The organism is Pseudomonas sp. 1912-s (assembly GCF_029269205.1).
GTDB lineage: Bacteria > Pseudomonadota > Gammaproteobacteria > Pseudomonadales > Pseudomonadaceae > Aquipseudomonas.
The window spans coordinates 1-25637 of sequence record NZ_JARIXR010000027.1; the positions used below are offsets into that span (position 1 = coordinate 1).

Here is a 25637-nt window from a genome sequence, read left to right on the forward strand (position 1 = left end):
AGGGAAGACGAAGAAAGTAGCGCTGGTGGCATGCATGAGAAAGTTGCTGACGATCCTGAATGCGATGGTGCGCGATCAAAAGCATTTCGCTGAAATGGCTTGAATTTCGACACGGTTGCTCACTCCGGCTTTGGACCGTGGGCCGCCGCGATGGGCCATCCTTGGCCCAGCGCGGCTAACCCGGCGTCCTGCCGGGTTACCCACGCTCCAAAGCCTGCGTTCGGCCAGCGTGGTTTAACGGGGCGCCTAAGATCAAGATCAAAAGCAGATCAAGGACACAGCGGCCTACAGGCCGGCTTGAGTGGTGTGAAGCAAAGGCAAAATCAAAAGCCAGAGCGGGCACAGTCAAATGTGGGAGCTGGCTTGCCTGCGATGCAGACAACTCGGTACATCAGACACACCGAGGTGATGCCATCGCAGGCAAGCCAGCTCCCACAGAAAAGCAGAGCTGCATAAGTTTCAGATTTGGTTTTCGCTTTGGCTTTCGCTTTTGATCTGGCTTCTACCACTCAAGCAGGCCTGTAGGCCGCTGTGCTCTTGCTTTTGATCTTGATCTGGCTCTGACTGCCCCAATAAGCCCGAGGCCGAACGCAGGGATTGAGGAGCGGGTAAACCGGCAGGACGCCGGTTTAGCCGCGACGGGGCAGGGACGCCCCGTCGCGGCGGCCCGCGGAGCAATGCCGGAGTGAGGGAACGCCGAGCCTAAGCGAGGCGCCGACAGGCGGGGCAGAGCGTTTTGGTTACTTTTGCGCTTTTCAAAAGTGACCCGCTGTAAGAGCGGAACCAATAGCCGCCGTTACCAAAGAAACGGATATGTACACAACCCAGATCAAGCGTTCCCAGCCAATCTCAACCGCGCAGCCTGAGTAAAATCCAGCATCCGCTTAAGCGGCCGAACAGCCTGCGGAATCACCGAAGGCTCAACAAAAATCTCATTACTCCCCTCACGCAAACACTGCAGCGTGCGCTCCAGGGTATTCATCGCCATCCACGGACAATGCGCACAACTACGGCACGCCGCCCCATTCCCAGCCGTCGGCGCCTCGACAAAAACCTTGTCCGGACACAACTGCTGCATCTTGTAGAAGATCCCGCGGTCGGTCGCCACGATAAAGGTCTTGTTCGGCAACCGCTGCGCCGCCGCAATCAACTGACTGGTAGACCCCACCGCATCCGCCAACTCAATCACCGACGTCGGCGACTCCGGGTGCACCAGGATCGCAGCGTCCGGGTACAGGGCCTTCATGTCCTCCAACTGCTTGGACTTGAACTCCTCGTGAACGATGCACGCACCGTCCCACAGCAGCATGTCCGCGCCGGTCTGACGCTGGATATAGGTGCCCAGATGCTTGTCCGGCCCCCAGATAATCGTCTCACCGTTATCCATCAGGCTTTCAACGATCTCCAGCGCACAACTGGAGGTCACCACCCAATCAGCCCGGGCTTTCACCGCCGCCGAGGTGTTGGCATACACCACCACCGTGCGCTCGGGATGCTGATCACAGAACGCCGAAAACTCATCCACCGGGCAACCAAGGTCCAGGGAGCACGTAGCTTCCAGAGTCGGCATCAGGATGCGTTTTTCAGGCGTGAGGATCTTCGCGGTCTCGCCCATGAAACGCACGCCAGCCACCAGCACAGTCTTGGCCGGATGCGCCGCGCCGAAGCGGGCCATTTCCAGGGAGTCGGAGACACAGCCACCGGTTTCTTCGGCCAAAGCCTGAATCACCGGGTCGCAGTAGAAGTGAGCCACCAGCACCGCGTCCTGAGCCTTGAGCTCGGCGGCGATGGCGGCACGGTAGCCCGCCTCTTCTTCGGCGCTCAGCACCTTGGGCTGCTTGGCGTCGAGGTGGGCTTGGACCAGAAGGCGTTCGGAAATTTGCGTCATGTTCGCAAGACCTGCAGGCGCAGTTGCGCGAAAGTCGAGTGTACCACCGGCTCTGGAGCCTTTCGGGCGCCGCCGGACGAAGTGATTGTGTTCATCAAGCACGGTGAAGCTGCGCAAGGCTACAGAATATCGAATGGATTCAAAAGCCTAATCTGGGATTCGGCGAGGCATAAAAAAGGGAAACCCACGCCGGGGTTTCCCTTTTTTACAGCGACCGGTTTAGCGCGGCAACGCGCCAGGATCGTCTTGCAGCAACACGCCCTGATGCATGTTCGCCAGCGCATCCTTCAGGATGGTTTCATCGGCGCCCTGGACTTTCTTGCCCTCTCGCGCCGCATATTCCAGCAATATCAGGTAGTCGCGATGGCTGCTGGCCTGGTTAGGCTCCAGAGTGTCCTTAACCAGATTAGCCATCTCGTAGCGCTGCGTGCGGGTGTTCTGGCTGGCACTTTGATCGACGGAGGCGTTGGTCAGGAAGCCATCCTTGTAGGTGATATTCGCCGCGCTGCTGGCCTTGTCGTCGACCTGCACATAGAGGTAATTCTGCGACTCGCGGTGGGTGTCGAAAGCCGGCGGCTTTCCGCCATTGAGGTCCCGATGGAAACTGGCTTTGAGGCTTGATTGCTGGACCTGATCAATCGTGCGATTCGAGATGTCACTGCCGCCCACGCGGGTTTTCTGGGACACCGTATAGGCAAACGTGTCGGTTTCCCCAAGGCGCGCCGGGTTGGGGGAGCTGGCCGTCTGGCTGATGGAGGCCTTGAAATCTGCCAAGCCCGTCAACAGGCCTTGATCCGCCGCATTCCGGGTCAGCGCCTGTGGCGCTTTGACGCCCTGCGGGTAGTTGCTGTTCATGGCGGTAAACGCATCCTTGAACATCGCCATCAGGTCAGCATCGGCTTTGCCACGCGCCTGGGCCTTGTCGAACTGGGCCAGGTAGCTTTTCAGTGCGATTGCCTGTTGCTTGGCGTTGCCGAGGATGCCGGCGTTTTTCAGGTCTACCGAGAGGTTCACCTCTCCCGCCGGGCTTTTCATGCGAGTGGTACGGCTCTCGCTGTCCGCATGAAACGCGAGGGTGATGTCGTCAACAGCCCCCGCTTTCAATTTGCCGCTGAGGTCTACCGAGGACAACACACTGGAATCAAACTGTGTCAGCTTGCTCAGATCGAGTTTCGGCGGCTGGGCAGCCAGGCCGTCGATGGCGCCCTGGAAGGCTTCGCCCAACTTGGCGATTTCCTTGAGCTCGGCGGCGCTGAGGGTGCCGCCGTCCACCTTGGCCTGCGCGGCCAGGCCACCGGGCTGGCTGGCCAGGCTGAAGGTGACGGTCTTGCCGCTGGCGGTCTTGACGGTAAGGCTGACCCGGTTATCTGCTTCGCTGTGCAGCAGGGCTTGCTGAACCTTGAGTTCGGCCGGGCTTTGGATCTTGGACGACGCGGTGCCGAGCGCCGACTGGGAAATGTCCGTACCGCTCTTGGCGAATTGCGCGATCAGGGTAGCGCCCAAGCCGCTGAACCCGGTGGCTCTGGGCGTTGAGACGATATTCGCGCCAATCGCCCGTGTAACGGCATCCTGGCTGTCATTTTCCCAGACCGTGATCGGTTCATGGACGGCCAATTGGCCGTTTCGGGAATAGGTCTGGGCCTGGACATCAACCGCCACGTTGCCGAGGCTGACCACCGAGGAGGGCCGCACGACCGTGGCGTCCGTTTCTGGCGTCAGCGTTGCTGGCGGCGTAATGGTCGGCCGATTGATAAGGGCAATGGCAGAGCTGATGGGCGAAAGCGTAGTCATGACGATCCCTGTCTTGAGCTGGATTGCTCCTAATTTAACCAAGACAGGGAGGGTTTGATAGCACGATTGATACAATTGCTAGCAAAGAGCCATGCCAGAAAAATGACTCTTTGCCCTCTTTCGGTGCATCAGAAGCGGTAAGTTACCGAACCGCCAAAGCCATTGGCGCTGTTTTCATACTTGGCGTCGTAGGTCAGTGCCAACTGCGGATTATTGTCGCGGACCTTGATCGGCTCTTCCTTCAGGTAGGAATAAGCGACGTCGAAGGTCAGGTTATCGACTGGCGTCCAGCCGGCACCCAGGCTGAATACCGTGCGATCGCCCGTAGGAATACGTACGGAACGGTCGGTGTTGTTGGTAGGCGTCTGATCCACCGAGAAGCCGGTACGCAGTACCAATTGCTTGTTCAACTGGTACGACAGGCCGATGGCGTGAGACCAGGTGTCATGCCAGTGCTGTTCTTCGGTAATGGAGTTCAGGCCGGCCAGCTCGGTGGCGAGGTCTGAGACGCCACTGTTGTTGATCGTGATCTTCTTCAACTGGCTCCAGCGGGTGTAGGTGCTGCCGACGTACAAGGTCCAGTCATCGTTGAGTTTATGGGTAACCGAGAAGTCCACGGACGACGGCGTGGTGACATCCAGCTTGGCGTCATACCGTTGCGGGCCGCCATCCAACAGGTTAGAGAGAACCCCTGATGCATTGGTGTTACCCGACAGGTGATACACAACCTGCGAGTGGTAGGTCACACCGATGCGCGTGCTTTCAATCGGCTGCACCAGGATACCGGCGTTGAAACCAGTGGCGGTGTCGTCGCCCTTGACCTTCACGTTTTCAGTGCCCAGGCCAAATGCCGGGACCTTGGAGTCCAGCTCGCCACTGATCCGGTTGAACGTTGGACCGAAGCCCACCGAAACCTTGTCGTTGAAGGCGTAGCTGACCGTCGGCTGGACCGTGATGACTTGAACCTTGCTTTTGTTACCAAAGCCATTGCCCTGGAAGCTGTGTTCATAGTCGGTCACCAGGCCGAACGGCGCGTAGATCCCCAGGCCGAACGCCCAGTGTTCATCAATCGGCGTCACCAGGTAGCCCATCGGTATGGCGATGCCGGGGACCATGTCGCCTTTGTTGGTGCCGGGGTTGTCCGCGCCACCTTGAGAGGAACTGGCGTCCTTGATGTTCGATTTGGCATCCAGGTAGGTCGCCCCGATGCTCACTTCATTGTGCTTGAGGCGAGACATGCCGGCCGGGTTGCCGAACACCGTACTGGCGTCGTCGGCAGAGGAGGAACGCCCGGCGTAACCGGTGCCCATTGAACTGATGCTTTGTTCATTGAGGGCGAAACCACCGGCAAACAGGGAAGTGGAGGCAAGCGAAACCGACAGCGCCAAAGCGCTCTTGAAGAGTTTTTTATTCATTATTAGAACTCGAGTTATTGGGCAGCACGTGGAAGCTACCAATCTTCGAGCGAGCGAATTATGAAGAGTTTTTCATGCTGAAAATTGTCCTACAATCCTTCTGATTTCAAAGACTTCGGCGGTTTTTACGGTACTTGTTCAGACCTTGAAACCAAAATGTGACTGATGGGTTTTAATGAAGGTGCAGCCTTGGCCGCACCCCGAAAACGGCCTGTCCGCCAACCAATTGCTCACGCTGGTTCACCCCGGCAGCTGGGCCTCGTCCGGCACATTGCCCATCTCCAGGGCCAGGTCCAGCCAGGCCCGTGCTGCCGGTGGCAAGTGCGCCTGTCGTCGCCAGGCCAGGGCGATGTGCCAATCGGTCTCGGGCTCGTCCAACTGAATCAGAGCAATGCCAGCGTGCAGGTGTTTGTAAGCCAGCATGCTCGGCAAAAACGCGACGCCCAGGCCTGCGGCAACCAGATCGACGATAAAGTCGATCTGGGCGCTGCGGGCGGTGATGCGCGGGACTACGCCTCTGCGCTCGCAGGCGGTGAGAATAATCCGGTTAAGCGCAAACCCGGCTTCGAACAGTATGAAGGGTGAGTCTGCGAGGTCGGAAAAGTCGACGCTTTTACACCCGGCCAATGGATGGTCGATCGGCATGACCACCATCAGTGGCTCGACGCGTACATCCTGATATTCAAATTCGCCGGCCACCGGCACCAGCAAGGCCGCCAGGTCCACCTCACCCGCCTCCAGGCATTCGCCCAGCTTCTTGCTGCCGTGCTCGATCAGCTCGATCTCGATCTCTGGATAACGCTGCCGGTACAGGGCGAACATCGCCGCAAACAACACGCCACTGCCTACCGGCGGCAAACCGATGCGCAATACACCGCGCTTGAGCCCCAGCAAGTCATTGATCTCGGCCACCAGGTCACTGCGCTCGGCCAGCAACACCAAGGCGCGACGGTAGGCAATTTCGCCGGCAGCCGTCAGTTCGCTCTTGTGGCCGATGCGATTGAACAGCGGCGTGCCCAATTCATCTTCCAGGGTCTTCACTGCCTTACTGACGGTAGACTGGGTGAGCGAAACAACCTCGGCCGCCTGTGAGAAGCTGCCCTGGCGTACCACTTCGACAAAAGCCAGCAACGTGCGAAGGTTCATGAGTATTCCATTTACGACTTGATTCAAGTTGGAAAAGTTGTTTTTACCATGAAAGGCCTTTGTCTATCCTCACCCCACCGTTTTCTTCACTCGGGGCATCACTGTTCATGATCATTTCGTCCGCATCGGATTACCGCGAAGCCGCCCGCCGCAAACTGCCGCGTTTCCTGTTCGACTACATCGACGGCGGTGCCTACGCCGAACACACCCTGCGCGCCAACAGCTCGGACCTGTCGGATATCAGCCTGCGCCAGCGCATCCTGCGCAACGTCGAAAGCCTGAGCCTTGAGACCACCCTGTTCGACCAGCCGCTGGCGATGCCGGTGGTCCTCAGCCCGGTGGGGCTGACCGGCATGTTTGCCCGGCGCGGTGAAGTCCAGGCGGCAAAGGCGGCAGCGAACAAGGGCATTCCGTTTTGCCTGTCGACCGTTTCTGTGTGCCCGATTGAAGAAGTGGCGTCCCAGAGCCCGCAGTCCATCTGGTTTCAACTGTATGTTTTGAAAGACCGCGGCTTCATGAAAAACGCCCTGGAGCGGGCCCAGGCCGCCGGGGTGAAGAACCTCGTGTTCACCGTCGACATGCCCACCCCCGGCGCGCGTTATCGCGACGCCCATTCGGGAATGTCAGGCGCCTACGGGCCGCAACGCCAAATCCTGCAGGCCATGACCAAACCGGCCTGGGCCTTCGATGTCGGCCTGATGGGCCGCCCCCACGACCTGGGCAACATCTCCAAATACCTGGGCAAGCCCACCCAGTTGAAGGACTACATCGGCTGGCTGGCCAACAACTTCGACCCTTCCATCAGCTGGAAAGACCTGGAGTGGATCCGCGAGTTCTGGAAAGGCCCGATGATCATCAAAGGCATCCTCGACCCGCAGGATGCCAAGGATGCGGTGAGCTTCGGAGCCGACGGCATCGTCGTCTCCAACCATGGCGGCCGGCAACTGGATGGTGTGCTGTCGACGGCCAAGGCGCTGGCACCTATCGCACAAGCCGTGGGCAGCGATCTGACGGTGTTGGTGGACTCCGGCGTACGCTCGGGGCTGGACGTGGTGCGCATGCTTGCCCTTGGGGCCAAAGGCGTGCTGCTGGGCCGTGCGCAGGCTTACGCGCTGGCCGCTGACGGGCAACGCGGGGTGGAGAACCTGCTGGATATCTTCGCCAAGGAAATGCGCGTGGCGATGACGCTGACCGGGGTGACGTCAATCGCGCAGATTGACGAATCGATCCTGGTGCGCAGCCACGGTTGATCAATAGGAGGCCTCAAAATCTCTCTTTTGAGGCCTTCTACAGATATTTCTAAATGTTTCTTCACAAAGCCAAACCGTCATCAAACAGAAACATCCCGGGAATTAAATCGTCACGTCTTAGACAGGTGGACCCTTCCACTTACCCCCTTACTTTGAGGTGTCGTCGTGATGTTGCTGACCAAAAAGAGTCTGTCAGTGTTGTTCACTGCCCTGTGCCTGAGTGGTGTCGCTCACGCCACTGACGTCACGGGCGCAGGCTCCAGTTTCGTCTACCCGGTACTGTCCAAGTGGTCCCAGGAATACAGCAAAAGCGCCAGTGACCGGATCAACTACCAGTCCATCGGTTCCGGCGGCGGTATCGCCCAGATCAAGGCGGCAACCGTAGACTTCGGCGCCTCCGACGCGCCGCTGTCGGCGGATGAACTGAAGGCCGGCGGCCTGGGTCAATTCCCAAGCGTGATCGGCGGCATCGTGCCGGTGATGAACGTCGAAGGCGTTGCGGCTGGCCAGTTGAAACTCGATGGCGATGTCCTGGCGAAAATCTTCCTGGGCGACATCAAGGCCTGGAACGACCCGGCGATTGCCGCACTCAACCCTGGCCTGAAGCTGCCGGGCGCAAACATCACCGTGGTTCACCGCTCGGACGGCTCGGGCACTTCGTACAACTTCACCAACTACCTCGCCAAAGTCAGTGACAGCTGGAAGACCAGGATCGGTTTCGGCACCACCGTGCCGTGGCCAGTCGGTGTGGGCGGCAAAGGCAATGAAGGTGTTTCGGCCTACGTGAAGCAGATCAAGAACTCCATCGGCTTTGTTGAATACGCCTACGCCCTGCAGAACAAAATGACTTACGCCCAGTTGAAGAACGCGTCGGGCAAGTTTGTCGAGCCCAACGCCAAGGCCTTCCAGGCGGCTGCGGATACCGCCGACTGGGCCGACGCCAAAGACTTCAACCTGATCATGACCAACGCCCCGGGCGAGAACGCGTGGCCGATCACGGCGACCACCTGGATCATCATGTACAAGCAGCCGAAAAACGCCGAGCAAAGCCAGGCCGCTTTCAACTTCTTCAAATGGTCGCTGGAAAAAGGTCAGCAGCAGGCTGCGGCATTGGACTACGTAGCGCTGCCTGATTCCCTCGTGACCCGGATCGAAGGTTACTGGAAGTCTGACTTCGCCCACTGATCCGCCCTCCCAAAGTCCCCTTGCCCGAGCCACTACGTGTTTGAGCAAGGGGATGAGCACATCTGATATGAACGAAACTGTCCAACCCCTGGCCATGACGACTCACGCGAGCGATGTATCGGGTGACAGCCGCGCCGCCCGCGATCAACGCAACGACCTGTGGTTCAAACGCTCAATGTTCGGCGCCGCCATGCTCGTCTTGCTGTTGCTGGCCAGCATTGCCGCCTCGACATTGTGGGGCGGTGGCCTGGCCTTCAAGACCTTCGGTTTCGGCTTTATCACCAGCACCGAGTGGGATGCGGTCAACAACCACTTTGGCGCCCTGGTGCCGATTTACGGCACGCTGGTCACCTCCTTCCTCGCGTTGCTGATTGCGGTGCCCGTGAGTTTTGGCATCGCGATTTTCCTGACCGAAGTGGCGCCGCCCTGGCTGAGAATGCCGGTGGCCTCTGCCGTTGAATTGCTCGCGGGCATCCCCTCGATCATCTATGGCATGTGGGGATTGTTTGTTTTCGGGCCCTTTATGGCCGAACACTTGTCGCCATGGATCAACGATTACCTGGGTGCACTGCCGTTTATTGGCTCGCTGTTCCAGGGGCCGCCGCTGGGCATCGGGATGCTGACCGCCGGCATCGTACTGGCGATCATGATTACGCCGTTCATTACCTCGGTAATGCATGAAGTTTTTCGCAGCGTGCCGACTCAGTTGAAAGAGTCGGCCTACGCATTGGGGAGTACGACGTGGGAAGTGGTGTGGGACATCGTCCTGCCCTACACCCGCTCTGCTGTAGTCGGCGGGGTGTTCCTCGGCCTCGGTCGCGCCCTGGGTGAAACCATGGCGGTCACGTTCGTACTGGGTAACGCCCAACAGTTCTCGGCCTCATTGCTGATGCCCAGCAGCTCCATCGCGTCGGTCATCGCCAACGAATTCAGCGAGGCCTATACCGACCTGCACCGTTCGGCGCTGATCGCACTGGGCTTCCTGCTGTTCATCGTGACATTTGTGGTGCTGGCACTGGCGCGGCTGATGCTGATGCGCCTGTCCCGCAAGGAGGGGCTATGAACAGCAACGAACGCCTGTACCGCAAGCGTGCCTTCAAGAACCGCGTGGCCATGCTGCTGAGCTGTGGCGCGACAGCATTTGGCCTGCTTTGGCTCGCCTGGATCCTGCTGACCACCATCATCAACGGCTTTCAGGCGCTCAACCTGCGCCTGTTTACCGAAATGACACCGCCCCCCGGAACAGACGGCGGGCTGGCCAACGCCTTTTATGGCAGCGCGCTGATGTCGGGGATTGCCCTGCTGATCGGCACACCCATCGGGCTGATGGCGGGCATCTGGCTGGCGGAATTCGCACGCCATTCGCGCCTGGGGACTACGGTTCGTTTCATCAACGACATTCTGTTGTCCGCACCTTCCATCGTGCTGGGGTTGTTCATCTACACCGGCGTGATCCTGCCACTGAACCTGCTGACCAATCACCAGGTGGGCTTTTCCGCGATTGCCGGTGCATTGGCATTGGCCCTGCTGGTGATTCCGGTGGTGGTGAGGACGACGGACGAAATGCTTCAGCTGCAACCTTCCACCATGCGCGAGGCCGCCCTGGCCCTGGGCGTACCGCAATGGAAGCTGACGTTGCAGATTGTATTGAGAGCGGCGAAGGCCGGGGTGGTGACCGGCATCCTGCTGGCGCTGGCCCGGATTACCGGGGAAACCGCCCCGCTGCTGTTCACCGCCTTCGGCAACCAGTTCTGGAGCAGCAACCTGCTCAAGCCGATTGCCAGCGTGCCGGTGGTAATTTTCCAGTACGCCATGAGCCCCTTCGATGACTGGCACTCCCTGGCCTGGGCGGGCGCGCTGGTACTGACGATGTTCGTACTGGTGCTGAGCTTGCTGTCTCGCCTGATTCTTTTGCGCAATAGGTCCCACTGATGCAATCGACCCGCCTTGATCCTGAAAAAACCAAAATCCGTGTCCGTGGGTTGGAGTTTTTCTACAACAACCAACGCTCACTGAAATCCATCGACATCGATATTCCGGAAAAACGCATCACCGCGATCATCGGCCCCTCGGGCTGCGGAAAGTCGACCTTGCTGCGTGTGTTCAACCGCATCTATTCGATGTACCCGAAGCAGGAAGCGCGCGGTGAAGTGCTGCTGAACGGCGAAAACATCCTCGCACCGGGCTACTCGATGAACCGCCTGCGCAGCCACGTCGGAATGGTCTTCCAAAAGCCCGTGCCTTTTCCGATGTCGATCTACGACAACATCGCCTATGCCGTACGCCACCATGAAAAACTGACACGCCGGGAAATGGATGACCGTGTCGAGCAGGCCCTGCGCGGTGGCGCCCTGTGGGACGAGGTGAAAGATAAACTCAAGCAAAGCGCCCAGAGCCTGTCAGGCGGGCAGCAACAGCGCCTGTGCATCGCACGCACCATTGCACTGCGGCCGCAGGTATTGCTGCTGGATGAGCCGACCTCGGCACTCGATCCGATTTCCACGGGGCGCATCGAGCAATTGATCACTGAGCTGAAAGAGCACTACACAGTGATCATCGTGACCCACAACATGCAGCAGGCCGCCCGCGTGTCTGACAGCACGGCGTTCATGTTCATGGGCGAACTGATTGAGCATGGCAAGACGGACCAGATCTTTACCACACCGAAAATGAAGCAGACCGAGGACTATATAACCGGGCGCTTTGGCTAGATTTAACAAAAAGGCCGATCACTCTCTGCCCGAGAGTGACCGGCCTTTCGCTGGGCAAAAAAAAACCCGGAAATCCTCACTTGCGTGGGCCTTCCGGATTTTCTAAACCGCCAAAAATGGTGGGTCGTGTGGGATTCGAACCTACGACCAATTGGTTAAAAGCCAACTGCTCTACCAACTGAGCTAACGACCCGCTGTGTGGTGGCGCGTATAATACTGATTTCTAAGGATTATTCAACACCTAATTTGAAATAAATCAGAAATAACGCGTTGGGTCAGCAATTCCGGCCGCCTGGAAGCCTTCAGCACGCAGTCGGCAGCTGTCGCATTTCCCACAAGCGCGGCCGTCATTGTCCGCCTGATAGCAGGAAACAGTCAGCGAGTAATCAACGCCAAGTCCTACGCCAGTCTTCACGATATCGGCCTTGCTGCGGTTCTGCAGCGGCGCCAGGATGCGAAAGCCCTGCCCCTCTACGCCGGCCCTGGTCGCCAGGTTGGCCATGCGCTCGAACGACTCGACGTACTCGGGACGGCAGTCCGGGTAACCGGCATAGTCCAGGGCATTGACGCCGATGAAGATGTCGCGGGCATTGAGCACTTCGGCCCAGCCGAGGGCCAGGGACAGGAACACGGTGTTGCGCGCCGGCACGTACGTCACCGGGATGCCTTCGCTGGGGCCTTGCGGTACATCAATGGAGCTGTCGGTCAACGCCGAGCCGCCAATGCCGTCGAGGTTCAGGCCAATCACCTTGTGCTCCACCACGCCCAGGTCACGGGCGACGCGGGCGGCGGCGTCGAGTTCGGCGCGGTGGCGCTGGCCATAGTCGAAGCTCATGGTGTAGCAGCTGTAGCCTTCGGCACGGGCCATGGCGACCACGGTGGCGGAGTCGAGGCCGCCGGACAGCAGGATGACCGCACGCTTTTGATCCGTCATGTCAGCGCCCCGGCTCGTCGTTCCACAAGTACTTGTGCAGTTGCAGCTGCAGGCGCACCGGCAGATTGTCCGCGACGACCCAGTCGGCCAGGTCGCGGGCGTTCAGGTCATGGTGGCTTGGGGAAAACAGCACCTCGCCGGCGCGTCGGTCCAGGCCATACTGGATCAGCTTGGAGGTCGCCCAGTCGTAGTCTTCACGGGAACAGATGACGAACTTGACCTGATCGTTGGGCGTCAGCAGTTCGATGTTCTCGTAGCGGTTGCGGTGTGCTTCCTTGGAACCCGGGGTCTTCAGGTCGACGACCCGGCTGACGCGAGGGTCGACCGCAGCAATATCCAGGGCGCCGCTGGTTTCCAGGGACACCTCATAACCGGCATCACACAACTGCTTGAGCAAGGGAATGGCGTTAGGTTGCGCCAGTGGCTCGCCACCGGTGACGCAGACATAACGCGGCCGGTAACCGGCTACTTGCTCGAGAATGTCTTCAAGGGTACGCACGGTGCCGCCGCTGAAGGCGTAGGCGCTGTCGCAGTACTGGCAACGCAGCGGGCAACCGGTGAGGCGCACAAATACAGTGGGCAGCCCGGCAGTGCGCGTTTCACCCTGCAACGAGTAAAAAACTTCGGTGATACGTAATGTGTCTTGCATAGTCGCCACGGGCGTAACAGCTAAACAGGCTGTCCGCCTCCGTCAGGCACTTCAAGGAATTCCGCCAACGCGTAAACCCCAAAAAGCGTGTTTCATAAAAGGGCGTGGATTCTAACGAAAAAACCCGCGCAGGGCGCGGGTTTCTTCTAAACGGGTTACAACGCTTACATGCGTTGCAGGTCCCGTTGGGCCAACTGCGCAGCGGAGGTACCCGGATACTGGGCCACTACCTGCTGCAGAATGCCTTTGACCTTGTCGGTATGACCCAGGCGGCGTTCTACGTCAGCGAGTTTGTACAGCGAATCCGGCACCTTGGCGTGCTTGGGGTACAGTTGGCTGACCTTGGCAAAGGCCTGACCTGCACCTTGCAGGTCGCCCTTGGCCAGGTTCACCTCACCCAACCAGTACTGGGCGTTGCCCGCGTACTGGCTGTTCGGGTATTTGCGCAGGAATGCGGTAAAAGCCTGGCTGGCTTTATCGAAATCCTTGGCTTTGATCAGGTCGAAGGCTGCGTCGTAATACAGCTTTTCCTTCGCCGGATCACCCGGTTCGCTGCTCGCGGCAGGGGCTTGGCTGGCAGCCGCGGCCCCTGCTGCTGCACCACCGGCGGCGGCACTGGGCGCGCCACCGGCAGGAGAATTATCAGGAGTGGCGGCAGGTGTAACGCCGGCTCCAATGCGTCGATCAAGATCCTGGTATCGCTCCAGGCCTTCTTGCTTCAGCTGGTTCACTTGATTCTGCAGAACTTCAATCGTGCCTTGTTGCTGCGACAATTGATCCTGCATGCGTTGCAGCTGATTGAACAGCTCGCCCTGTGCCGAAGGCGCGGCCGTAGCCGCGCCCCCGGCATAGGCGCCGTTCGTGCCATAACCCGCTGGCGGATAGCTGCTCCCGCTATTGTTATAGCCAGAGTTGCTATCTTCCACAGGAACCGCAGCCCACACCGCAAGCGGTGCCAGGCTGAGAGCCAATACAGTTAGAGCACGACGGCACGTTCGCATGACGAATTACTTACGCAGTTCGACGCGACGGTTTTGAGCCCAGGACTGCTCGTCGTGGCCAGTAGCAACTGGACGCTCTTTACCGTAGGAAACGAGTTCCAGTTGGCCTGGAGCAACACCTTGCAGTACCAGGTAGCGCTGAACGGCTTTCGCACGACGCTCGCCCAGTGCCATGTTGTACTCACGAGTACCACGTTCGTCGGTGTTACCTTCCAGAACAACGCGAGCGCCGTTAGCTTTCAGGTCCTTCGCGTGAACGTCCAGAGCGCGCATGGCTTCTGGCTTCAGGTCCGAACTGTCGTATTCGAAGTAGAAAGTGGTGATAGCGCGCAGAGCAGCTTCTTCGCTCAGGGAGCCGTCAACTGCACCAGTGTTAGCGCCGTAACCAGCGTTTGGATCAACAGCTGCGCCTTCACCGGCATTGTCGCCGCCTTTAGACGAGCAACCAACGGCTACGGACAGAGCCAGAGCCAGAGCAGCAAACTTACCAAACTTCAGCATTTCCATCGTGAAACTCCTAATGAACCCCAGTGTGTTAAGTACTTCTTTTTGTAGCGCCGCGTCAGTTCAGGTAAGGGGACCAGGACGGTTCTCTGACTTCGCCTTGTGCGGTAGGAAGCGGGAGCCTTACGCGTCCATTAATGGACACGAGCATCAAGACTCCCCGGCCCTGCTGGCGGGTGGCGTAGATTACCATGGTGCCGTTGGGCGCAACAGTGGCTGACTCATCAAGGTTGGTATCTGTAAGGATTTTTACGGTTCCGCGCTGCAAATCCTGGGCCGCAACCCGGAAATTAGTGAAACCATCCTGACGGTGAATCATCACCAACGTCTTTTCATCAGCTGAAAGCTTGGGTGCAGCGTTGTAGTTACCAATAAAGGTCACACGTTCGGCGCCGCCGCCGTTGACGCTGGTTTTGTAGACTTGCGGCTTGCCGCCACGGTCGGAGGTGAAGTAGATGGTCGAACCATCCTTACCCCAGAACGGTTCGGTGTTGATGCCCGGGCCGCTGGTAACACGGCTCAGTTGGCGCGAGGCCATGTTCATCACGTAGATGTCCGGGTTGCCGTCCTTGGACAGCACGAACGCCAGGCGCGAACCATCCGGCGACCAGGCTGGCGCACCGTTCAGGCCTTCAAAGTTGGTGATCTGCTCACGGCGACCGGTATCGATGTGCTGAACGAAGATCCGTGGACGCTTCTGTTCAAAGGACACGTAGGCGATACGCTTGCCATCCGGTGCAAAGCGAGGCGACAGGATCGGCTCACGGGATTGCAGCAGCGTCACTGCGCGAGCGCCGTCATAGTCGGAACGCTGCAAAGTGTAACGAGTGTTGTCTACCGAAAAACGCTCGGCCGTTACATACAGCAGGCGAGTCGAGAAGGCACCCTTGATCCCGGTCAGTTTTTCAAACGACTGGTCGGAGATGTAGTGCGCCATGTCCCGCAGTTGGTCTGTGGTGCCCGACACGCTGCCGGTCAGCACTTGCTGCTCGGTCGCGACGTTGAACAACGCGTACTGGATCTGCAGGCGACCGCCGGCCGGCGTGATGCTGCCCACCATCAGGTACTGGGCGTTCAACGCTTTCCAGTCACGGAAGATGACTTCGCTGGCCTGGGTCGGCTGGCTGATCATGTTGCCTTTGTCGATCGGTGCGTAGTAACCGGAGTTACGCAGGTCATCACTGATGATCTGCGCCATGTCGTCCGGCAGCACGCTGCCGCCCTGCCAGCCAAACGGCACAACGGCGATCGGGGTGGCCCGATCGCTACCGCTGGTGACCAGGATGTTCTTTTCATCCGCCGCCGCTATCCCTGCCATGCAGCAAATAACGACAAGCATTCCTCGAAGAAGGTTTCTCACAAGGCTAGATCCTCAGGTGTGAATGTCATCTTGAATGAACGGTAGGGAGCGAAGTCGCTTGGTTTCATTCCCTGCATCTCGGTCAACCGGCCAATGTTCTTGACCGCTGCTACCGCCGAACTGTCGAACGAGCCGTCGCCACTGGACTTGGCCACGCTGACCGAAGTCACCGTACCGTCCGGCAACATGCCGATCTGCAGCACTACTGTCATGCCTTTGCGTGCCGAAGGAGGACGGGTCCACCCTTCTGCTGCCCGTGAACGAATCAGGTCATCGAAACTGCCCGCGACTTCATCACCACGTTCATCGGCCAAGGCCTGCTGGCGCTGCGGCGTGTCGGAAAGCAAATCGGCCAAGGCCTGGGCCTTTTTGTCTTCGGTCGATTTACGTGCTGCTTCCTGGGCCTTTTTCTTGGAGGCATCGGCGGCAGCTTTCTTCTTCGCATCGTCGGCGACTTTCTTCTTCGCCTCGTCAGCTTCAGCTTTCTTCTTGGCGTCGTCCGCGGCTTTCTTCTTCGCGTCTTCGACAATCTTTTTCTTCGCGTCTTCAGCGGCCTTTTTCTTGGCCTCTTCTTCGGCGGCTTTCTTGGCTTCTTCTTCAGATTTCTTCTTGGCTATATCAGCCAATTGTTTCTCTTCGGCCTTTTTGGCTTCGGCAGCTTTATCGGCTTTCTTGGCTTCATCAGCCTTTTGCGCCTCTTCAGCTTTCTTCGCCTCGTCAGCCTTTTTCGATTCCTCGGCCTTTTGAGCCGCCTCTTCTTTCTTTTGTTCCGCAGCAGCCTTCACCGCTTCCTGCTCGACCTTCTTCTGTTCCATCTGCTCGACTTCAGTCTGGCGCGCAGCCGACTTCTGGGCCTCACCCGCAATCTTCTGATTGGTCTGGGTGGTGGCCTGGCTTTTCGATTTCAGCTGATACAGGGTCGCCTGCACGATCGGCTTGGCTGGCGGCAGGTCCGGGGTCATGGCAAAGCTGACGAACAGCATGCCAAACACCAGGACGTGCAGGGCAATTGCCCAGACGCTAGGCCAGAAGTAGCTTTCCGAGGCGGACGGCTCTCGCTGTTGGTGCATCAGGGCGCCTCGGTAATCAAGCCAACATTACCGACTCCGGCCTTCTGCAGCCCGCCCATGGCGCCCATGACGGAGCCGTAGTCGACGACCTTGTCGCCGCGAATGAACACCTGGGTGTGCTTGCCACCTTCGTTGCCGGCGCGAATGATCTTGGTCACGGCATCAGTCATCTGCGGCAAGGTCATGGCCTTGTCCTGCTGTTTCTGAGTGTCGACTTCGCTGCCAAGGTTCCAGTAATAGGTCTTGTCAGCCTTGATCGAAATGGTCAGGACCTGGGTGTTGTTGTCCTGCGGCAAGGCTTCGCTGGAAACCTTGGGCAGATCAACCTTCACGCCCTGATTGAGCATCGGCGCGGTCACCATGAAGATAACCAGCAGCACCAGCATCACGTCGATGTAAGGCACTACGTTCATCTCGGCGACCGGCTTGCGCTTTTTGCGAGCTCGAGCGATTAAAGCCATTGGGAATTACCTGCTTATTCTTCGCTGGTGTGCACTTTACGGTGCAGGATCGCCTGGAATTCATCGGCGAAGGTGTAGTAACGGCTGATCAAGGTTTCGCCGCGAGCAGCAAAACGGTTGTAGGCGATTACTGCGGGAATAGCTGCGAACAGGCCGATGGCGGTGGCGATCAGCGCTTCGGCGATACCCGGGGCCACGGTGGCCAGGGTCGCTTGCTGGGCCTGGGCCAGGCCGCGGAAGGAGTTCATGATGCCCCAAACGGTACCGAACAGGCCGATGTACGGGCTCACGGAGCCTACGGTGGCGAGGAACGGCAAGCTTTGCTCAAGCTTTTCTTCTTCGCGGGAAATCGCGACGCGCATGGCACGGGCCACGCCTTCCATGACCGCTTCCGGGTCAACGCCTGGCTGCTGGCGCAGACGGGAGAATTCCTTGAAGCCGGCGCGGAAGATTTGTTCTACGCCCGAATCCGGGTCCGGGTTGCTGCCGGCCTGGCGGTACAGTTTGGACAGGTCGATACCCGACCAGAAGCGCTCTTCGAAGCTCTCCAGGGCACGTCGACCGGCACGCAGCAGGTTGCTGCGCTGAAAAATCATGACCCAAGAGGTAACCGATGCGGCTACCAGGACCAGCATCACCAGTTGAACCACAACACTGGCATTGCTGACCAGGCTCCACATGGAGGAATGGTCGACGACGGTAGGTTCCACGCTAAATCTCCTGCTCTGAATGTTTACCCGCGCCGCTCACGCCGGCAAAGGCCGCGCGTAGAGTTTCGGGAATGGCCCGGGGTTTCAAACTATTGGTGCGAACACAGGCCACCAGGAACTGCCCCTCACAGAGCAGCGTTGCATCCGTAGCCCGCCTGACCTGCTGTTTAAAGCGCAGGCTGGCACGGTTCAATTCGGTTATTTCTGCGCTGACCAGCAGTTCGTCGTCCAGTCGCGCCGGCGCGTAGTAACGCGCCTCGCTGGAATGCACGACAAACAACAGGTCCTCCCCTGCCAGCTGGGATTGGGCAAAGCCCAGCTCCCGTAGCCGCTCGGTTCGAGCCCGCTCCATGAACTTTAGGTAATTGACGTAATAAACGATGCCGCCAGCATCGGTGTCCTCGTAATAAACGCGACAGCGATGTGCGAACGACTGATCCCCGTTTTGCGCGCGCATACTCTAGTGCTTACTCCTCAGGTTGCCAATCCGGCCAGGCAACTGTTTTTCATTCTGTGGCACATTTCTAACGAAAGAATGACGACGCCAGCCACTAGGACAGCACAAACGCCGAATAAATCGAATCGCCAAGCCTTTTTAATCGTCTACTGCATCGAGGAATTCGTCTACTACGGGCATCTCGCCCAATCGTGACGGAATGTTTAACCCAAAGTGCAGATAGGCATGCCGGGTGACCACCCGCCCCCTCGGCGTACGCATGATGTAGCCCTGCTGGATCAGGTAAGGCTCCAGTACATCCTCAATCGTGTGCCGCTCTTCGCTGATGGCCGCTGCGAGGCTGTCCACCCCCACCGGCCCACCGTCGAACTTCTCGATCATGGTCAACAGCAGGCGCCGGTCCTGGTGGTCAAAGCCATGCTCGTCCACATCCAGCAGGTTCAGCGCCAGGTCTGCCACCGGCTTGGTGATATGGCCCTTGGCACGCACTTCGGCGAAGTCCCGCACACGGCGCAGCAAACGGTTGGCGATCCGCGGTGTGCCACGGGCGCGGCGGGCGATTTCAAACGCGCCTTCCGGGTCCAGGGGCAAACCGAGGATATTCGCCGAACGGCTGACGATGGTGGCCAGATCCGCCGTGCTATAGAACTCTAGACGTTGAACAATCCCGAAACGGTCTCGCAGCGGGTTGGTCAGCATCCCCGCGCGGGTGGTGGCACCCACCAGCGTAAACGGTGGCAGGTCGAGCTTGATCGAACGCGCCGCCGGCCCCTCGCCGATCATGATGTCCAGCTGGAAGTCTTCCATGGCCGGGTACAGCACTTCCTCGACGATGGGCGAAAGCCGGTGAATCTCGTCGATAAACAGTACGTCGTGGGGTTCCAGGTTGGTCAGCAGCGCCGCCAGGTCGCCCGGGCGCTCCAGCACAGGGCCGGAGGTGGACTTGATCGACACGCCCATTTCCTGGGCGATGATGTTGGCCAGGGTGGTCTTGCCCAGCCCCGGCGGGCCGAAGATCAACGTGTGATCCAGTGATTCGCTACGCCCGCGCGCAGCCTGGATGAACAACTCCATCTGCTCGCGCACGGTGGGCTGGCCGATGTATTCGGCAAGGCTCAGGGGACGAATCGCCCGGTCCTGGATTTCTTCACGATCACGCGGGCCGGTGGCCGCGATCAGACGATCAGCTTCAATCACTTAAATCATTCCCTTCAGGGCGCGGCGGATCATGTCTTCGCTGCTCAGGTTCTTGTCCTTGATGGCCGACACGGCCTTGCTCGCCTCCTGCGGCTTGTAGCCCAGGGAGATCAGCGCGCTGACTGCATCGCTTTCGGCGCTGGCCACCGGTACACCCGGCGCGTCCGGCTGGTTAGGCACCAGGGCGAACATGCTCGGTACGACTTCCCAGGCCTTGAAGCGGTCCTTGAGTTCTACCAGCAAACGCTCGGCGGTTTTCTTGCCGACGCCCGGGACCTTGGTCAACGCCGACGTATCCTGCGCCGACACACACCGTACCAATTCATCGACCTCCAGGCTCGACATCAGCGCCAGCGCCAGCTTCGGCCCCACGCCATTGAGGCGGATCAGTTCGCGGAAGAAATCCCGGTCACGCTTGCCAATGAAACCATAGAGCAATTGTGCGTCTTCGCGCACCACCAGGTGGGTGTGCAGGGTCAGCGGCTCACCGACCGACGGTAGGCGGTAGAGGGTGGTCATGGGCACTTCCAACTCATAGCCCAGCCCGTTTACATCCAGAATCAGGTGGGGCGGCTGTTTCTCAGCCAGGGTGCCGCGCAAGCGTCCAATCACGTTCGAATCCTTAAGAGTCGGCTCAGATCAAGGCCTGACCGGTAATAACGCGGGCATGCCGGCCGACAGCACAGGCCGTTCACGCACCCCACGCAGAATGATTGCGCTGATGCTATCAGAGACGCAGCCGGCCGCCACGACTGCGTGCCGTACCCAAGCCGTGCGGCATCAGGCTGGAACGGGTATGGGCATGGCAAATGGCAATGGCCAGGGCGTCGGAGGCATCGATTTGCGGCTTCGCGGTGAGCTTGAGCATGTGCATGACCATCATCATCACTTGCTCCTTATTGGCCGCACCGGTCCCGACTACGGCTTGCTTGACCTGAGTCGCGGTGTACTCGGCAATCTCCATGCCCTCCTCGGCACCGGCAACGATGGCCGCACCGCGTGCCTGACCGAGCTTCAGGGCCGAGTCGGCGTTTTTTGCCATGAACACCTTTTCAATGCCCATGGTGACCGGGCCGTAGGTCTGGATCACTTCACGCACGCCGCGATAAACGATCTGCAAGCGCTCAGCCAACTCGCCGGCGCCGGTACGGATACAGCCCGACGCCACGTACACGCAGCCTCGCGGGGTCTGTTGCACCACGCCAAAGCCGGTGATTCGCGAACCGGGGTCGATACCTAGGATTAGAGTCATAACGCCTGCGAGATGGGTTTAAAGCGGATGCGCGAGGCACATGGTTTGTGTAACAGCATAGAATCCTGTGGGAGCTGGCTTGCCTGCGATGCAGGCACCTCGGAGCATCAGTCACACCGAGTTGATGCCATCGCAGCCTCGCCGGGGCTCGACAGCTCCCACATTGGATCTTCAGTGCCCTTATGTGAGCTGTTCGGCGACCGATTCCGGGATATCGGCGTTGGAATAGACGTTCTGCACGTCATCCAGGTCTTCAAGCATATCGAGCATCTTGAGCACCTTCTGCGCGCCGTCCAGGTCCAGTTCGGCACTGGTGGTCGGCAGCATCACGATTTCCGCATCGGTACCTTTGAAACCGGCCGCTTCCAGGGCGTTACGCACCGAGTAGAAGCCCGCGAACGAGGTAAACACGTCGATGGAGCCGTCTTCATTGGTCACCACGTCGTCGGCATCGGCCTCCATCGCCGCTTCGATCAGCGCATCTTCATCAACGCCCGGCGCGAAGGAAATCTGCCCCTTGCGCTCAAACAGGTAGGCCACCGAACCATCGGTGCCCAGGTTGCCGCCACATTTGCTGAACGCATGGCGCACGGCCGCCGCGGTACGGTTGCGGTTGTCGGTCATGCACTCGACCATCACCGCCACGCCACCCGGGCCGTAGCCTTCGTAGCTCAATTCGACCATGTCATCGGTATCGGCCGCACCGGCGCCACGGGCCACGGCACGGTCGATGATGTCGCGGCTCATGTTGGCGCCGAGTGCCTTGTCCAGGGCCAGGCGCAGACGCGGGTTGGAGCCCGGGTCACCGCCACCCTGGCGGGCAGCGACGGTCAGCTCGCGAATCCACTTGGTGAAGATCTTGCCTTTCTTGGCATCCTGACGCTCTTTGCGGTGCTTGATGTTCGCCCACTTGGAATGGCCAGCCATAACACAACTCCGAAATTCTGTAGAAACCTGTCGATCCCGCCCCAGGCGGGACTTCCCTCTTAAACGTACAGCCCTTGTAACGCAAAGGCGCATCCGAAGATGCGCCCTTAGCTGACAATGTAAAACCTTATCGCGCTTTCACGCTGCGGCCTTACTCAGCCTTTGGTGTCTCGCGCAGACGGATATGCAGCTCGCGCAGTGCCTTGGCATCCACCACACCCGGTGCCTGCGTCATGACGTCGGCAGCACTTTGGGTTTTCGGGAAGGCAATCACTTCACGGATCGACTGGGCACCGGTCATCAGCATCACCAGACGGTCCAGGCCGAAGGCCAGGCCGCCATGGGGTGGCGCGCCGTACTTCAGGGCGTCAAGCAGGAAGCCGAACTTCTCTTGCTGTTCGTCTTCGTCGATACCCAGCAGGCGGAAGACCGATTGCTGCATCTCCTTGCGGTGGATACGGATCGAACCGCCACCCAGTTCGGTGCCGTTCAGCACCATGTCGTAGGCACGGGACAGAGCGCCAGCCGGGTTGGCTTCCAGCTCTTGCGGCGTGCACTTCGGCGCGGTGAACGGGTGGTGCAGCGCGCTGAAGCTGCCGTCGTCGTTCTCTTCGAACATCGGGAAGTCGACCACCCACATCGGCGCCCACTTGCAGGTCAGCAGGTTCAGGTCGTTGCCGACCTTGATCCGCAGTGCACCCAGCGCTTCACTGACGATCTTGGACTTGTCGGCACCGAAGAACACGATGTCGCCGTCGACCGCGCCAACACGATCCAGGATCACGTTGAGGTTGGCCTCAGGGATGTTCTTGACGATTGGCGACTGCAGGCCTTCAACCCCCTTGGCGCGCTCGTTGACCTTGATGTACGCCAGGCCCTTGGCACCGTAGATGCCGACGAACTTGGTGTAATCGTCGATCTGCTTGCGCGGCATGCTCGCAGCGCCAGGCACACGCAGGGCGGCAATACGGCATTTCGGGTCGTTGGCCGGGCCGCTGAACACCTTGAAGTCGACGTCTTTGAGTTGGTCTTCAACGTCAACCAGTTCCAGCGGGTTACGCAGGTCTGGCTTGTCGGAACCGTAACGGCGCATGGCTTCTTCGAAGGTCATGTGCGGGAATTCGCCGAACTCCAGGTCCAGCACTTCCTTGAACAGGTTGCGGATCATTTGCTCGGTGATGCCCATGATCTCTTTTTCATCGAGGAAGCTGGTCTCGATGTCGATCTGGGTGAATTCCGGCTGGCGGTCGGCCCGCAGGTCTTCGTCACGGAAGCATTTGGCGATCTGGTAGTAACGGTCGAAGCCGGCAACCATCAGCAGCTGCTTGAACAGCTGTGGCGACTGCGGCAAGGCGAAGAAAGAACCGGCGTGGGTACGGCTCGGCACCAGGTAGTCGCGGGCGCCTTCCGGAGTAGCACGGGTCAGGATCGGCGTCTCGACGTCGAGGAAGCCGTTCTCGTCCAGGAAGCGGCGGATGCTGGTGGTCATGCGCGAACGCAGACGCAGCTTCTCGGCCATTTCCGGGCGACGCAGGTCGAGGAAGCGATAACGCAGGCGGGTTTCTTCGCCAACGTCCGAGAACTCGTTCAGCGGGAACGGCGGGGTTTCCGACTCGTTCAGCACTTCAAGCTCGTAGCCCAGCACTTCGATCATGCCCGACGCCATGTTGGCGTTGGTGGCACCGGCCGGACGCAGGCGAACCTTGCCGGTGATCTTCACGACATACTCGCTGCGCACGCGATCGGCGGCGGCGAAGCTCTCGGCGCGGTCCGGATCGAACACCACCTGGGCCAGACCATCACGATCACGGATATCGAGGAAGATCACCCCGCCGTGGTCGCGGCGACGGTGAACCCATCCGCAAAGGGTGATTTCCTGACCTTCCAGGGTCTCGTTCAGTTGGCCGCAATAGTGGCTGCGCATCATGATAGTGGTTTCGCTTCTCGTAATTCGAAATTCGGTGGAGGCCTGCCTCATCACCGTACAGCTAAGTCAGGTGACGGATAATGCAGGAGCCTGCGCGTAGAGTTCAACTCAGTCTGCTTTGTCGCCGCCGGCCAGATTCTTCTTCGAACCGGTCTTGAAGTCGGTCTCGTACCAGCCGTTGCCACTCAGGCGAAAGCCCGGCATGGACAACATCTTTTTAAGCTCCGGTGCCTGGCAGGCAGGGCAATCGACCAGCGGCGCGGCGCTGATCTTTTGAATGGCTTCCAACTGATGACCACAGGAAGCGCATTGATAGTCGTACATGGGCATGGAGATGTCTCGGCGATCAGATCATTACTGCGCCACGCCCTGCCCTGACTGTGTCCCGTGGGAAAGTCCCGGCATGCGCAGCAAAGCCCGGGATTATATCTGGTAAATCGAGGCTGTGCAGCCGTGGCGGCGTGCTGCTCTTTATATAGGTGGCTGCAACAGGCGTGTGCCAGGCGCCCGACCCGGGACAATCCCGGGGCTGGCGGCTGGCACAAGGATCACGCCTGGCCCGGAGGGACACTTGGCGCAGTGATGCGTCCTTTCAATAGATGAACCACGCACACCACCCTGACCAGACCGCTGAAGTTCTTTACACCGCCATAACGCAAGTGCACTTCGCGGTCCACGTAAGACAGCAGCGCACTGACCGAACAGGTATTGATCCTGGCTATCTCCGTGAGGATATTCCAATAGACTTCTTCAAGTCGCAAACACGTCGAAAAACCATTAAGCCGAACGGATCGGGACAATGGCCTGGCCAGGTTCATATCAAACCCCTTGGCAAAGGGATCTACCTTTATCTTGTGCAACCCGCACGTTTCCATCACTCCATTACCTGCTCCGCGTGACATACACTTGACACTCCATTGCCTGACGGCCACCCATCAATCGTTCTTGTTGGCCGTTGGGCCTATAAAACATCAAGAAGACAAGTGCAGCCAGAAGACAGGGAGCCGATCGCCGTAGGACAAGCCAACGCGCGTATCAGGAAGCTCGCAGGATGAAGGGAATCGCCGGGAAGCAGGCATGCGAGGGGCGTCGGTTCAACGCCCACCCGCAACCGGTGTTACTTGTTTTCGAGCAGGGAGCGCAACATCCACGCGGTCTTTTCATGAACTTGCATACGCTGGGTCAGCAAGTCCGCAGTTGGCTCGTCGCTGACTTTATCCAACAACGGGAAGATGCCCCGGGCGGTGCGGGTAACCGCTTCCTGGCCTTCGACCAACTGCTTGATCATGTCTTCAGCGCTCGGCACGCCCTCTTCTTCCTTGATTGAAGAAAGTCGCGCGTACACCGAGTAAGCACCCGGCGCCGGAAAGCCCAGGGCGCGAATCCGCTCGGCAATTGAATCCACCGCCAGCGCCAGCTCGTTGTACTGCTCTTCAAACATCAAGTGCAGTGTGCGAAACATGGGGCCCGTTACGTTCCAATGGAAGTTGTGGGTCTTCAGGTAAAGTACATAGGTATCGGAAAGCAGTCGCGAAAGTCCATCAACGATTGATTTACGATCTTCTTCACTGATACCAATATCGATTGCCATGTTTTTCCCCTTCAATTGATAAAAAATTCATTGATCAGGTGCAGGACCACTCTAGCAAGAGTACCGGCCTTGCGCAGCCCGGCTGACCCTCACGAGGTGCGGCAAATCGCCCCTTGCAGAGCGAATCTGCGCGACAGACGGGGCTTCGAGCCCTGCAAGAAAAATTACCCAACGCCTGCGAAAAAGCCTGCACCTGTCTAGGACAAGTGTT

Annotated in this window: 26 protein-coding genes, 1 tRNA gene and 1 pseudogene; 6 read left to right on the plus strand and 22 right to left on the minus strand. The window is 59.1% G+C overall.

The annotated features are described in order from the left end of the window. A pseudogene (locus P3C29_RS26240) lies at positions 1–103 on the plus strand (IS110 family transposase); the annotation flags it as partial. A 726-nt stretch (positions 104–829) separates the two neighbouring features. On the opposite strand, the gene nadA reads toward P3C29_RS26240, so the two are convergent. From nadA to P3C29_RS26260, 4 genes are all read right to left on the minus strand, one after another. Beyond that, positions 830–1888, minus strand: coding sequence for a quinolinate synthase NadA (nadA, locus tag P3C29_RS26245; protein ID WP_003209852.1), 1059 nt, complete (start codon positions 1886–1888; stop codon positions 830–832). A 219-nt stretch (positions 1889–2107) separates the two neighbouring features. Continuing rightward, entirely contained in the window at positions 2108–3679 is a 1572-nt protein-coding gene (locus P3C29_RS26250; protein ID WP_275965826.1) for a lactate dehydrogenase, read from the minus strand. Between the two features lie 128 nt (positions 3680–3807). Continuing rightward, on the minus strand, positions 3808–5094 hold the full coding sequence (locus tag P3C29_RS26255) for an outer membrane protein transport protein (RefSeq protein WP_010169927.1): 1287 nt from the start codon (positions 5092–5094) through the stop codon (positions 3808–3810). 240 nt (positions 5095–5334) lie between these two features. After that, complete coding sequence (locus tag P3C29_RS26260) at positions 5335–6240, minus strand: LysR family transcriptional regulator (protein ID WP_275965827.1); 906 nt, start codon at positions 6238–6240, stop codon at positions 5335–5337. Positions 6241–6347: 107 nt separating this feature from the next. Between P3C29_RS26260 and lldD the strand changes: the two genes are divergently transcribed. The 5 genes from lldD to pstB all read left to right on the plus strand — a co-directional run bounded on the left by lldD (position 6348) and on the right by pstB (position 11386). Further along, positions 6348–7490, plus strand: coding sequence for an FMN-dependent L-lactate dehydrogenase LldD (lldD, locus tag P3C29_RS26265; protein WP_010169934.1), 1143 nt, complete (start codon positions 6348–6350; stop codon positions 7488–7490). Between the two features lie 168 nt (positions 7491–7658). Further along, positions 7659–8675: a phosphate ABC transporter substrate-binding protein PstS gene (gene pstS, locus P3C29_RS26270; RefSeq protein ID WP_201125184.1), complete on the plus strand. Its 1017-nt coding sequence runs from the start codon at positions 7659–7661 to the stop codon at positions 8673–8675. A gap of 67 nt (positions 8676–8742) precedes the next feature. Further along, a complete protein-coding gene (gene pstC / locus P3C29_RS26275) occupies positions 8743–9738 on the plus strand; it encodes a phosphate ABC transporter permease subunit PstC (RefSeq protein ID WP_169386120.1) in 996 nt (331 codons plus the stop codon). Next, positions 9735–10607, plus strand: a complete 873-nt coding sequence (pstA, locus tag P3C29_RS26280) for a phosphate ABC transporter permease PstA (protein WP_010169939.1) — start codon at positions 9735–9737, stop codon at positions 10605–10607. Before pstC ends, pstA begins: the two co-directional genes overlap by 4 nt. Further along, positions 10607–11386, plus strand: a complete 780-nt coding sequence (gene pstB / locus P3C29_RS26285) for a phosphate ABC transporter ATP-binding protein PstB (RefSeq protein ID WP_010169941.1) — start codon at positions 10607–10609, stop codon at positions 11384–11386. The genes pstA and pstB overlap by 1 nt, the downstream gene beginning before the upstream one ends. Before the next feature lie 117 nt (positions 11387–11503). Here pstB and P3C29_RS26290 read toward each other — a convergent pair. From P3C29_RS26290 to P3C29_RS26375, 18 genes are all read right to left on the minus strand, one after another. Further along, a tRNA-Lys gene (locus P3C29_RS26290) sits at positions 11504–11579 on the minus strand. A 63-nt stretch (positions 11580–11642) separates the two neighbouring features. Further along, complete coding sequence (gene queC, locus P3C29_RS26295; RefSeq protein ID WP_275965828.1) at positions 11643–12320, minus strand: 7-cyano-7-deazaguanine synthase QueC; 678 nt, start codon at positions 12318–12320, stop codon at positions 11643–11645. A gap of 1 nt (position 12321) precedes the next feature. Next, positions 12322–12969, minus strand: a complete 648-nt coding sequence (queE, locus tag P3C29_RS26300; RefSeq protein ID WP_010169945.1) for a 7-carboxy-7-deazaguanine synthase QueE — start codon at positions 12967–12969, stop codon at positions 12322–12324. Between the two features lie 164 nt (positions 12970–13133). Further along, positions 13134–13970 carry a tol-pal system protein YbgF gene (ybgF, locus tag P3C29_RS26305; protein ID WP_275965829.1) on the minus strand — a complete coding sequence of 279 codons (837 nt, stop codon included), beginning with the start codon at positions 13968–13970 and terminating at the stop codon, positions 13134–13136. 6 nt (positions 13971–13976) lie between these two features. Further along, positions 13977–14477 (minus strand): peptidoglycan-associated lipoprotein Pal, encoded by a 501-nt coding sequence (gene pal / locus P3C29_RS26310; RefSeq protein WP_003209827.1) that lies wholly within the window; start codon positions 14475–14477, stop codon positions 13977–13979. Between the two features lie 55 nt (positions 14478–14532). Then, positions 14533–15813 carry a Tol-Pal system beta propeller repeat protein TolB gene (tolB, locus tag P3C29_RS26315; protein ID WP_032881902.1) on the minus strand — a complete coding sequence of 427 codons (1281 nt, stop codon included), beginning with the start codon at positions 15811–15813 and terminating at the stop codon, positions 14533–14535. Positions 15814–15830: 17 nt separating this feature from the next. Then, positions 15831–16904 (minus strand): cell envelope integrity protein TolA, encoded by a 1074-nt coding sequence (gene tolA / locus P3C29_RS26320; protein ID WP_010169949.1) that lies wholly within the window; start codon positions 16902–16904, stop codon positions 15831–15833. Further along, a complete protein-coding gene (gene tolR, locus P3C29_RS26325; RefSeq protein WP_161635741.1) occupies positions 16904–17356 on the minus strand; it encodes a protein TolR in 453 nt (150 codons plus the stop codon). Before tolR ends, tolA begins: the two co-directional genes overlap by 1 nt. A gap of 23 nt (positions 17357–17379) precedes the next feature. Then, positions 17380–18075: a protein TolQ gene (tolQ, locus tag P3C29_RS26330; RefSeq protein ID WP_003209819.1), complete on the minus strand. Its 696-nt coding sequence runs from the start codon at positions 18073–18075 to the stop codon at positions 17380–17382. 1 nt (position 18076) lies between these two features. After that, complete coding sequence (gene ybgC, locus P3C29_RS26335; protein WP_010169950.1) at positions 18077–18532, minus strand: tol-pal system-associated acyl-CoA thioesterase; 456 nt, start codon at positions 18530–18532, stop codon at positions 18077–18079. A 138-nt stretch (positions 18533–18670) separates the two neighbouring features. Further along, positions 18671–19729: a Holliday junction branch migration DNA helicase RuvB gene (gene ruvB, locus P3C29_RS26340; protein WP_010169951.1), complete on the minus strand. Its 1059-nt coding sequence runs from the start codon at positions 19727–19729 to the stop codon at positions 18671–18673. Then, positions 19730–20341 (minus strand): Holliday junction branch migration protein RuvA, encoded by a 612-nt coding sequence (gene ruvA, locus P3C29_RS26345; RefSeq protein ID WP_010169952.1) that lies wholly within the window; start codon positions 20339–20341, stop codon positions 19730–19732. Positions 20342–20456: 115 nt separating this feature from the next. Next, entirely contained in the window at positions 20457–20981 is a 525-nt protein-coding gene (ruvC, locus tag P3C29_RS26350) for a crossover junction endodeoxyribonuclease RuvC (protein WP_003209812.1), read from the minus strand. A 180-nt stretch (positions 20982–21161) separates the two neighbouring features. Beyond that, on the minus strand, positions 21162–21908 hold the full coding sequence (locus P3C29_RS26355) for a YebC/PmpR family DNA-binding transcriptional regulator (protein ID WP_010169954.1): 747 nt from the start codon (positions 21906–21908) through the stop codon (positions 21162–21164). A 151-nt stretch (positions 21909–22059) separates the two neighbouring features. Then, complete coding sequence (gene aspS, locus P3C29_RS26360) at positions 22060–23835, minus strand: aspartate--tRNA ligase (RefSeq protein WP_169386125.1); 1776 nt, start codon at positions 23833–23835, stop codon at positions 22060–22062. Between the two features lie 108 nt (positions 23836–23943). Then, positions 23944–24165 carry a zinc ribbon domain-containing protein gene (locus P3C29_RS26365; protein ID WP_003209804.1) on the minus strand — a complete coding sequence of 74 codons (222 nt, stop codon included), beginning with the start codon at positions 24163–24165 and terminating at the stop codon, positions 23944–23946. A gap of 218 nt (positions 24166–24383) precedes the next feature. After that, positions 24384–24737: a ribbon-helix-helix domain-containing protein gene (locus tag P3C29_RS26370; protein WP_201125185.1), complete on the minus strand. Its 354-nt coding sequence runs from the start codon at positions 24735–24737 to the stop codon at positions 24384–24386. 215 nt (positions 24738–24952) lie between these two features. Then, the gene (locus P3C29_RS26375; RefSeq protein WP_003209800.1) at positions 24953–25426 is read right to left on the minus strand and encodes a Dps family protein; all 474 of its coding nucleotides are present in this window, start codon (positions 25424–25426) and stop codon (positions 24953–24955) included. Positions 25427–25637 lie beyond the last annotated feature (211 nt).

What these genes read in the sequence shown, in the direction of transcription:
- P3C29_RS26250 (WP_275965826.1), bottom strand. Translation starts at nt 3,679, where the DNA reads ATGACTACGCTTTCGCCCATCAGCTCTGCCATTGCCCTTATCAATCGG.
- pal (WP_003209827.1), bottom strand. Translation starts at nt 14,477, where the DNA reads ATGGAAATGCTGAAGTTTGGTAAGTTTGCTGCTCTGGCTCTGGCTCTG.
- queC (WP_275965828.1), bottom strand. Translation starts at nt 12,320, where the DNA reads ATGACGGATCAAAAGCGTGCGGTCATCCTGCTGTCCGGCGGCCTCGAC.
- ybgF (WP_275965829.1), bottom strand. Translation starts at nt 13,970, where the DNA reads ATGCGAACGTGCCGTCGTGCTCTAACTGTATTGGCTCTCAGCCTGGCA.
- nadA (WP_003209852.1), bottom strand. Translation starts at nt 1,888, where the DNA reads ATGACGCAAATTTCCGAACGCCTTCTGGTCCAAGCCCACCTCGACGCC.
- pstA (WP_010169939.1), top strand. Translation starts at nt 9,735, where the DNA reads ATGAACAGCAACGAACGCCTGTACCGCAAGCGTGCCTTCAAGAACCGC.
- pstC (WP_169386120.1), top strand. Translation starts at nt 8,743, where the DNA reads ATGAACGAAACTGTCCAACCCCTGGCCATGACGACTCACGCGAGCGAT.
- P3C29_RS26255 (WP_010169927.1), bottom strand. Translation starts at nt 5,094, where the DNA reads ATGAATAAAAAACTCTTCAAGAGCGCTTTGGCGCTGTCGGTTTCGCTT.
- tolA (WP_010169949.1), bottom strand. Translation starts at nt 16,904, where the DNA reads ATGCACCAACAGCGAGAGCCGTCCGCCTCGGAAAGCTACTTCTGGCCT.
- ruvC (WP_003209812.1), bottom strand. Translation starts at nt 20,981, where the DNA reads ATGACTCTAATCCTAGGTATCGACCCCGGTTCGCGAATCACCGGCTTT.
- tolB (WP_032881902.1), bottom strand. Translation starts at nt 15,813, where the DNA reads ATGCTTGTCGTTATTTGCTGCATGGCAGGGATAGCGGCGGCGGATGAA.
- lldD (WP_010169934.1), top strand. Translation starts at nt 6,348, where the DNA reads ATGATCATTTCGTCCGCATCGGATTACCGCGAAGCCGCCCGCCGCAAA.
- P3C29_RS26355 (WP_010169954.1), bottom strand. Translation starts at nt 21,908, where the DNA reads ATGGCTGGCCATTCCAAGTGGGCGAACATCAAGCACCGCAAAGAGCGT.
- P3C29_RS26370 (WP_201125185.1), bottom strand. Translation starts at nt 24,737, where the DNA reads ATGTCACGCGGAGCAGGTAATGGAGTGATGGAAACGTGCGGGTTGCAC.
- P3C29_RS26365 (WP_003209804.1), bottom strand. Translation starts at nt 24,165, where the DNA reads ATGCCCATGTACGACTATCAATGCGCTTCCTGTGGTCATCAGTTGGAA.
- pstS (WP_201125184.1), top strand. Translation starts at nt 7,659, where the DNA reads ATGTTGCTGACCAAAAAGAGTCTGTCAGTGTTGTTCACTGCCCTGTGC.
- ybgC (WP_010169950.1), bottom strand. Translation starts at nt 18,532, where the DNA reads ATGCGCGCGCAAAACGGGGATCAGTCGTTCGCACATCGCTGTCGCGTT.
- P3C29_RS26375 (WP_003209800.1), bottom strand. Translation starts at nt 25,426, where the DNA reads ATGGCAATCGATATTGGTATCAGTGAAGAAGATCGTAAATCAATCGTT.
- pstB (WP_010169941.1), top strand. Translation starts at nt 10,607, where the DNA reads ATGCAATCGACCCGCCTTGATCCTGAAAAAACCAAAATCCGTGTCCGT.
- queE (WP_010169945.1), bottom strand. Translation starts at nt 12,969, where the DNA reads ATGCAAGACACATTACGTATCACCGAAGTTTTTTACTCGTTGCAGGGT.
- P3C29_RS26260 (WP_275965827.1), bottom strand. Translation starts at nt 6,240, where the DNA reads ATGAACCTTCGCACGTTGCTGGCTTTTGTCGAAGTGGTACGCCAGGGC.
- aspS (WP_169386125.1), bottom strand. Translation starts at nt 23,835, where the DNA reads ATGATGCGCAGCCACTATTGCGGCCAACTGAACGAGACCCTGGAAGGT.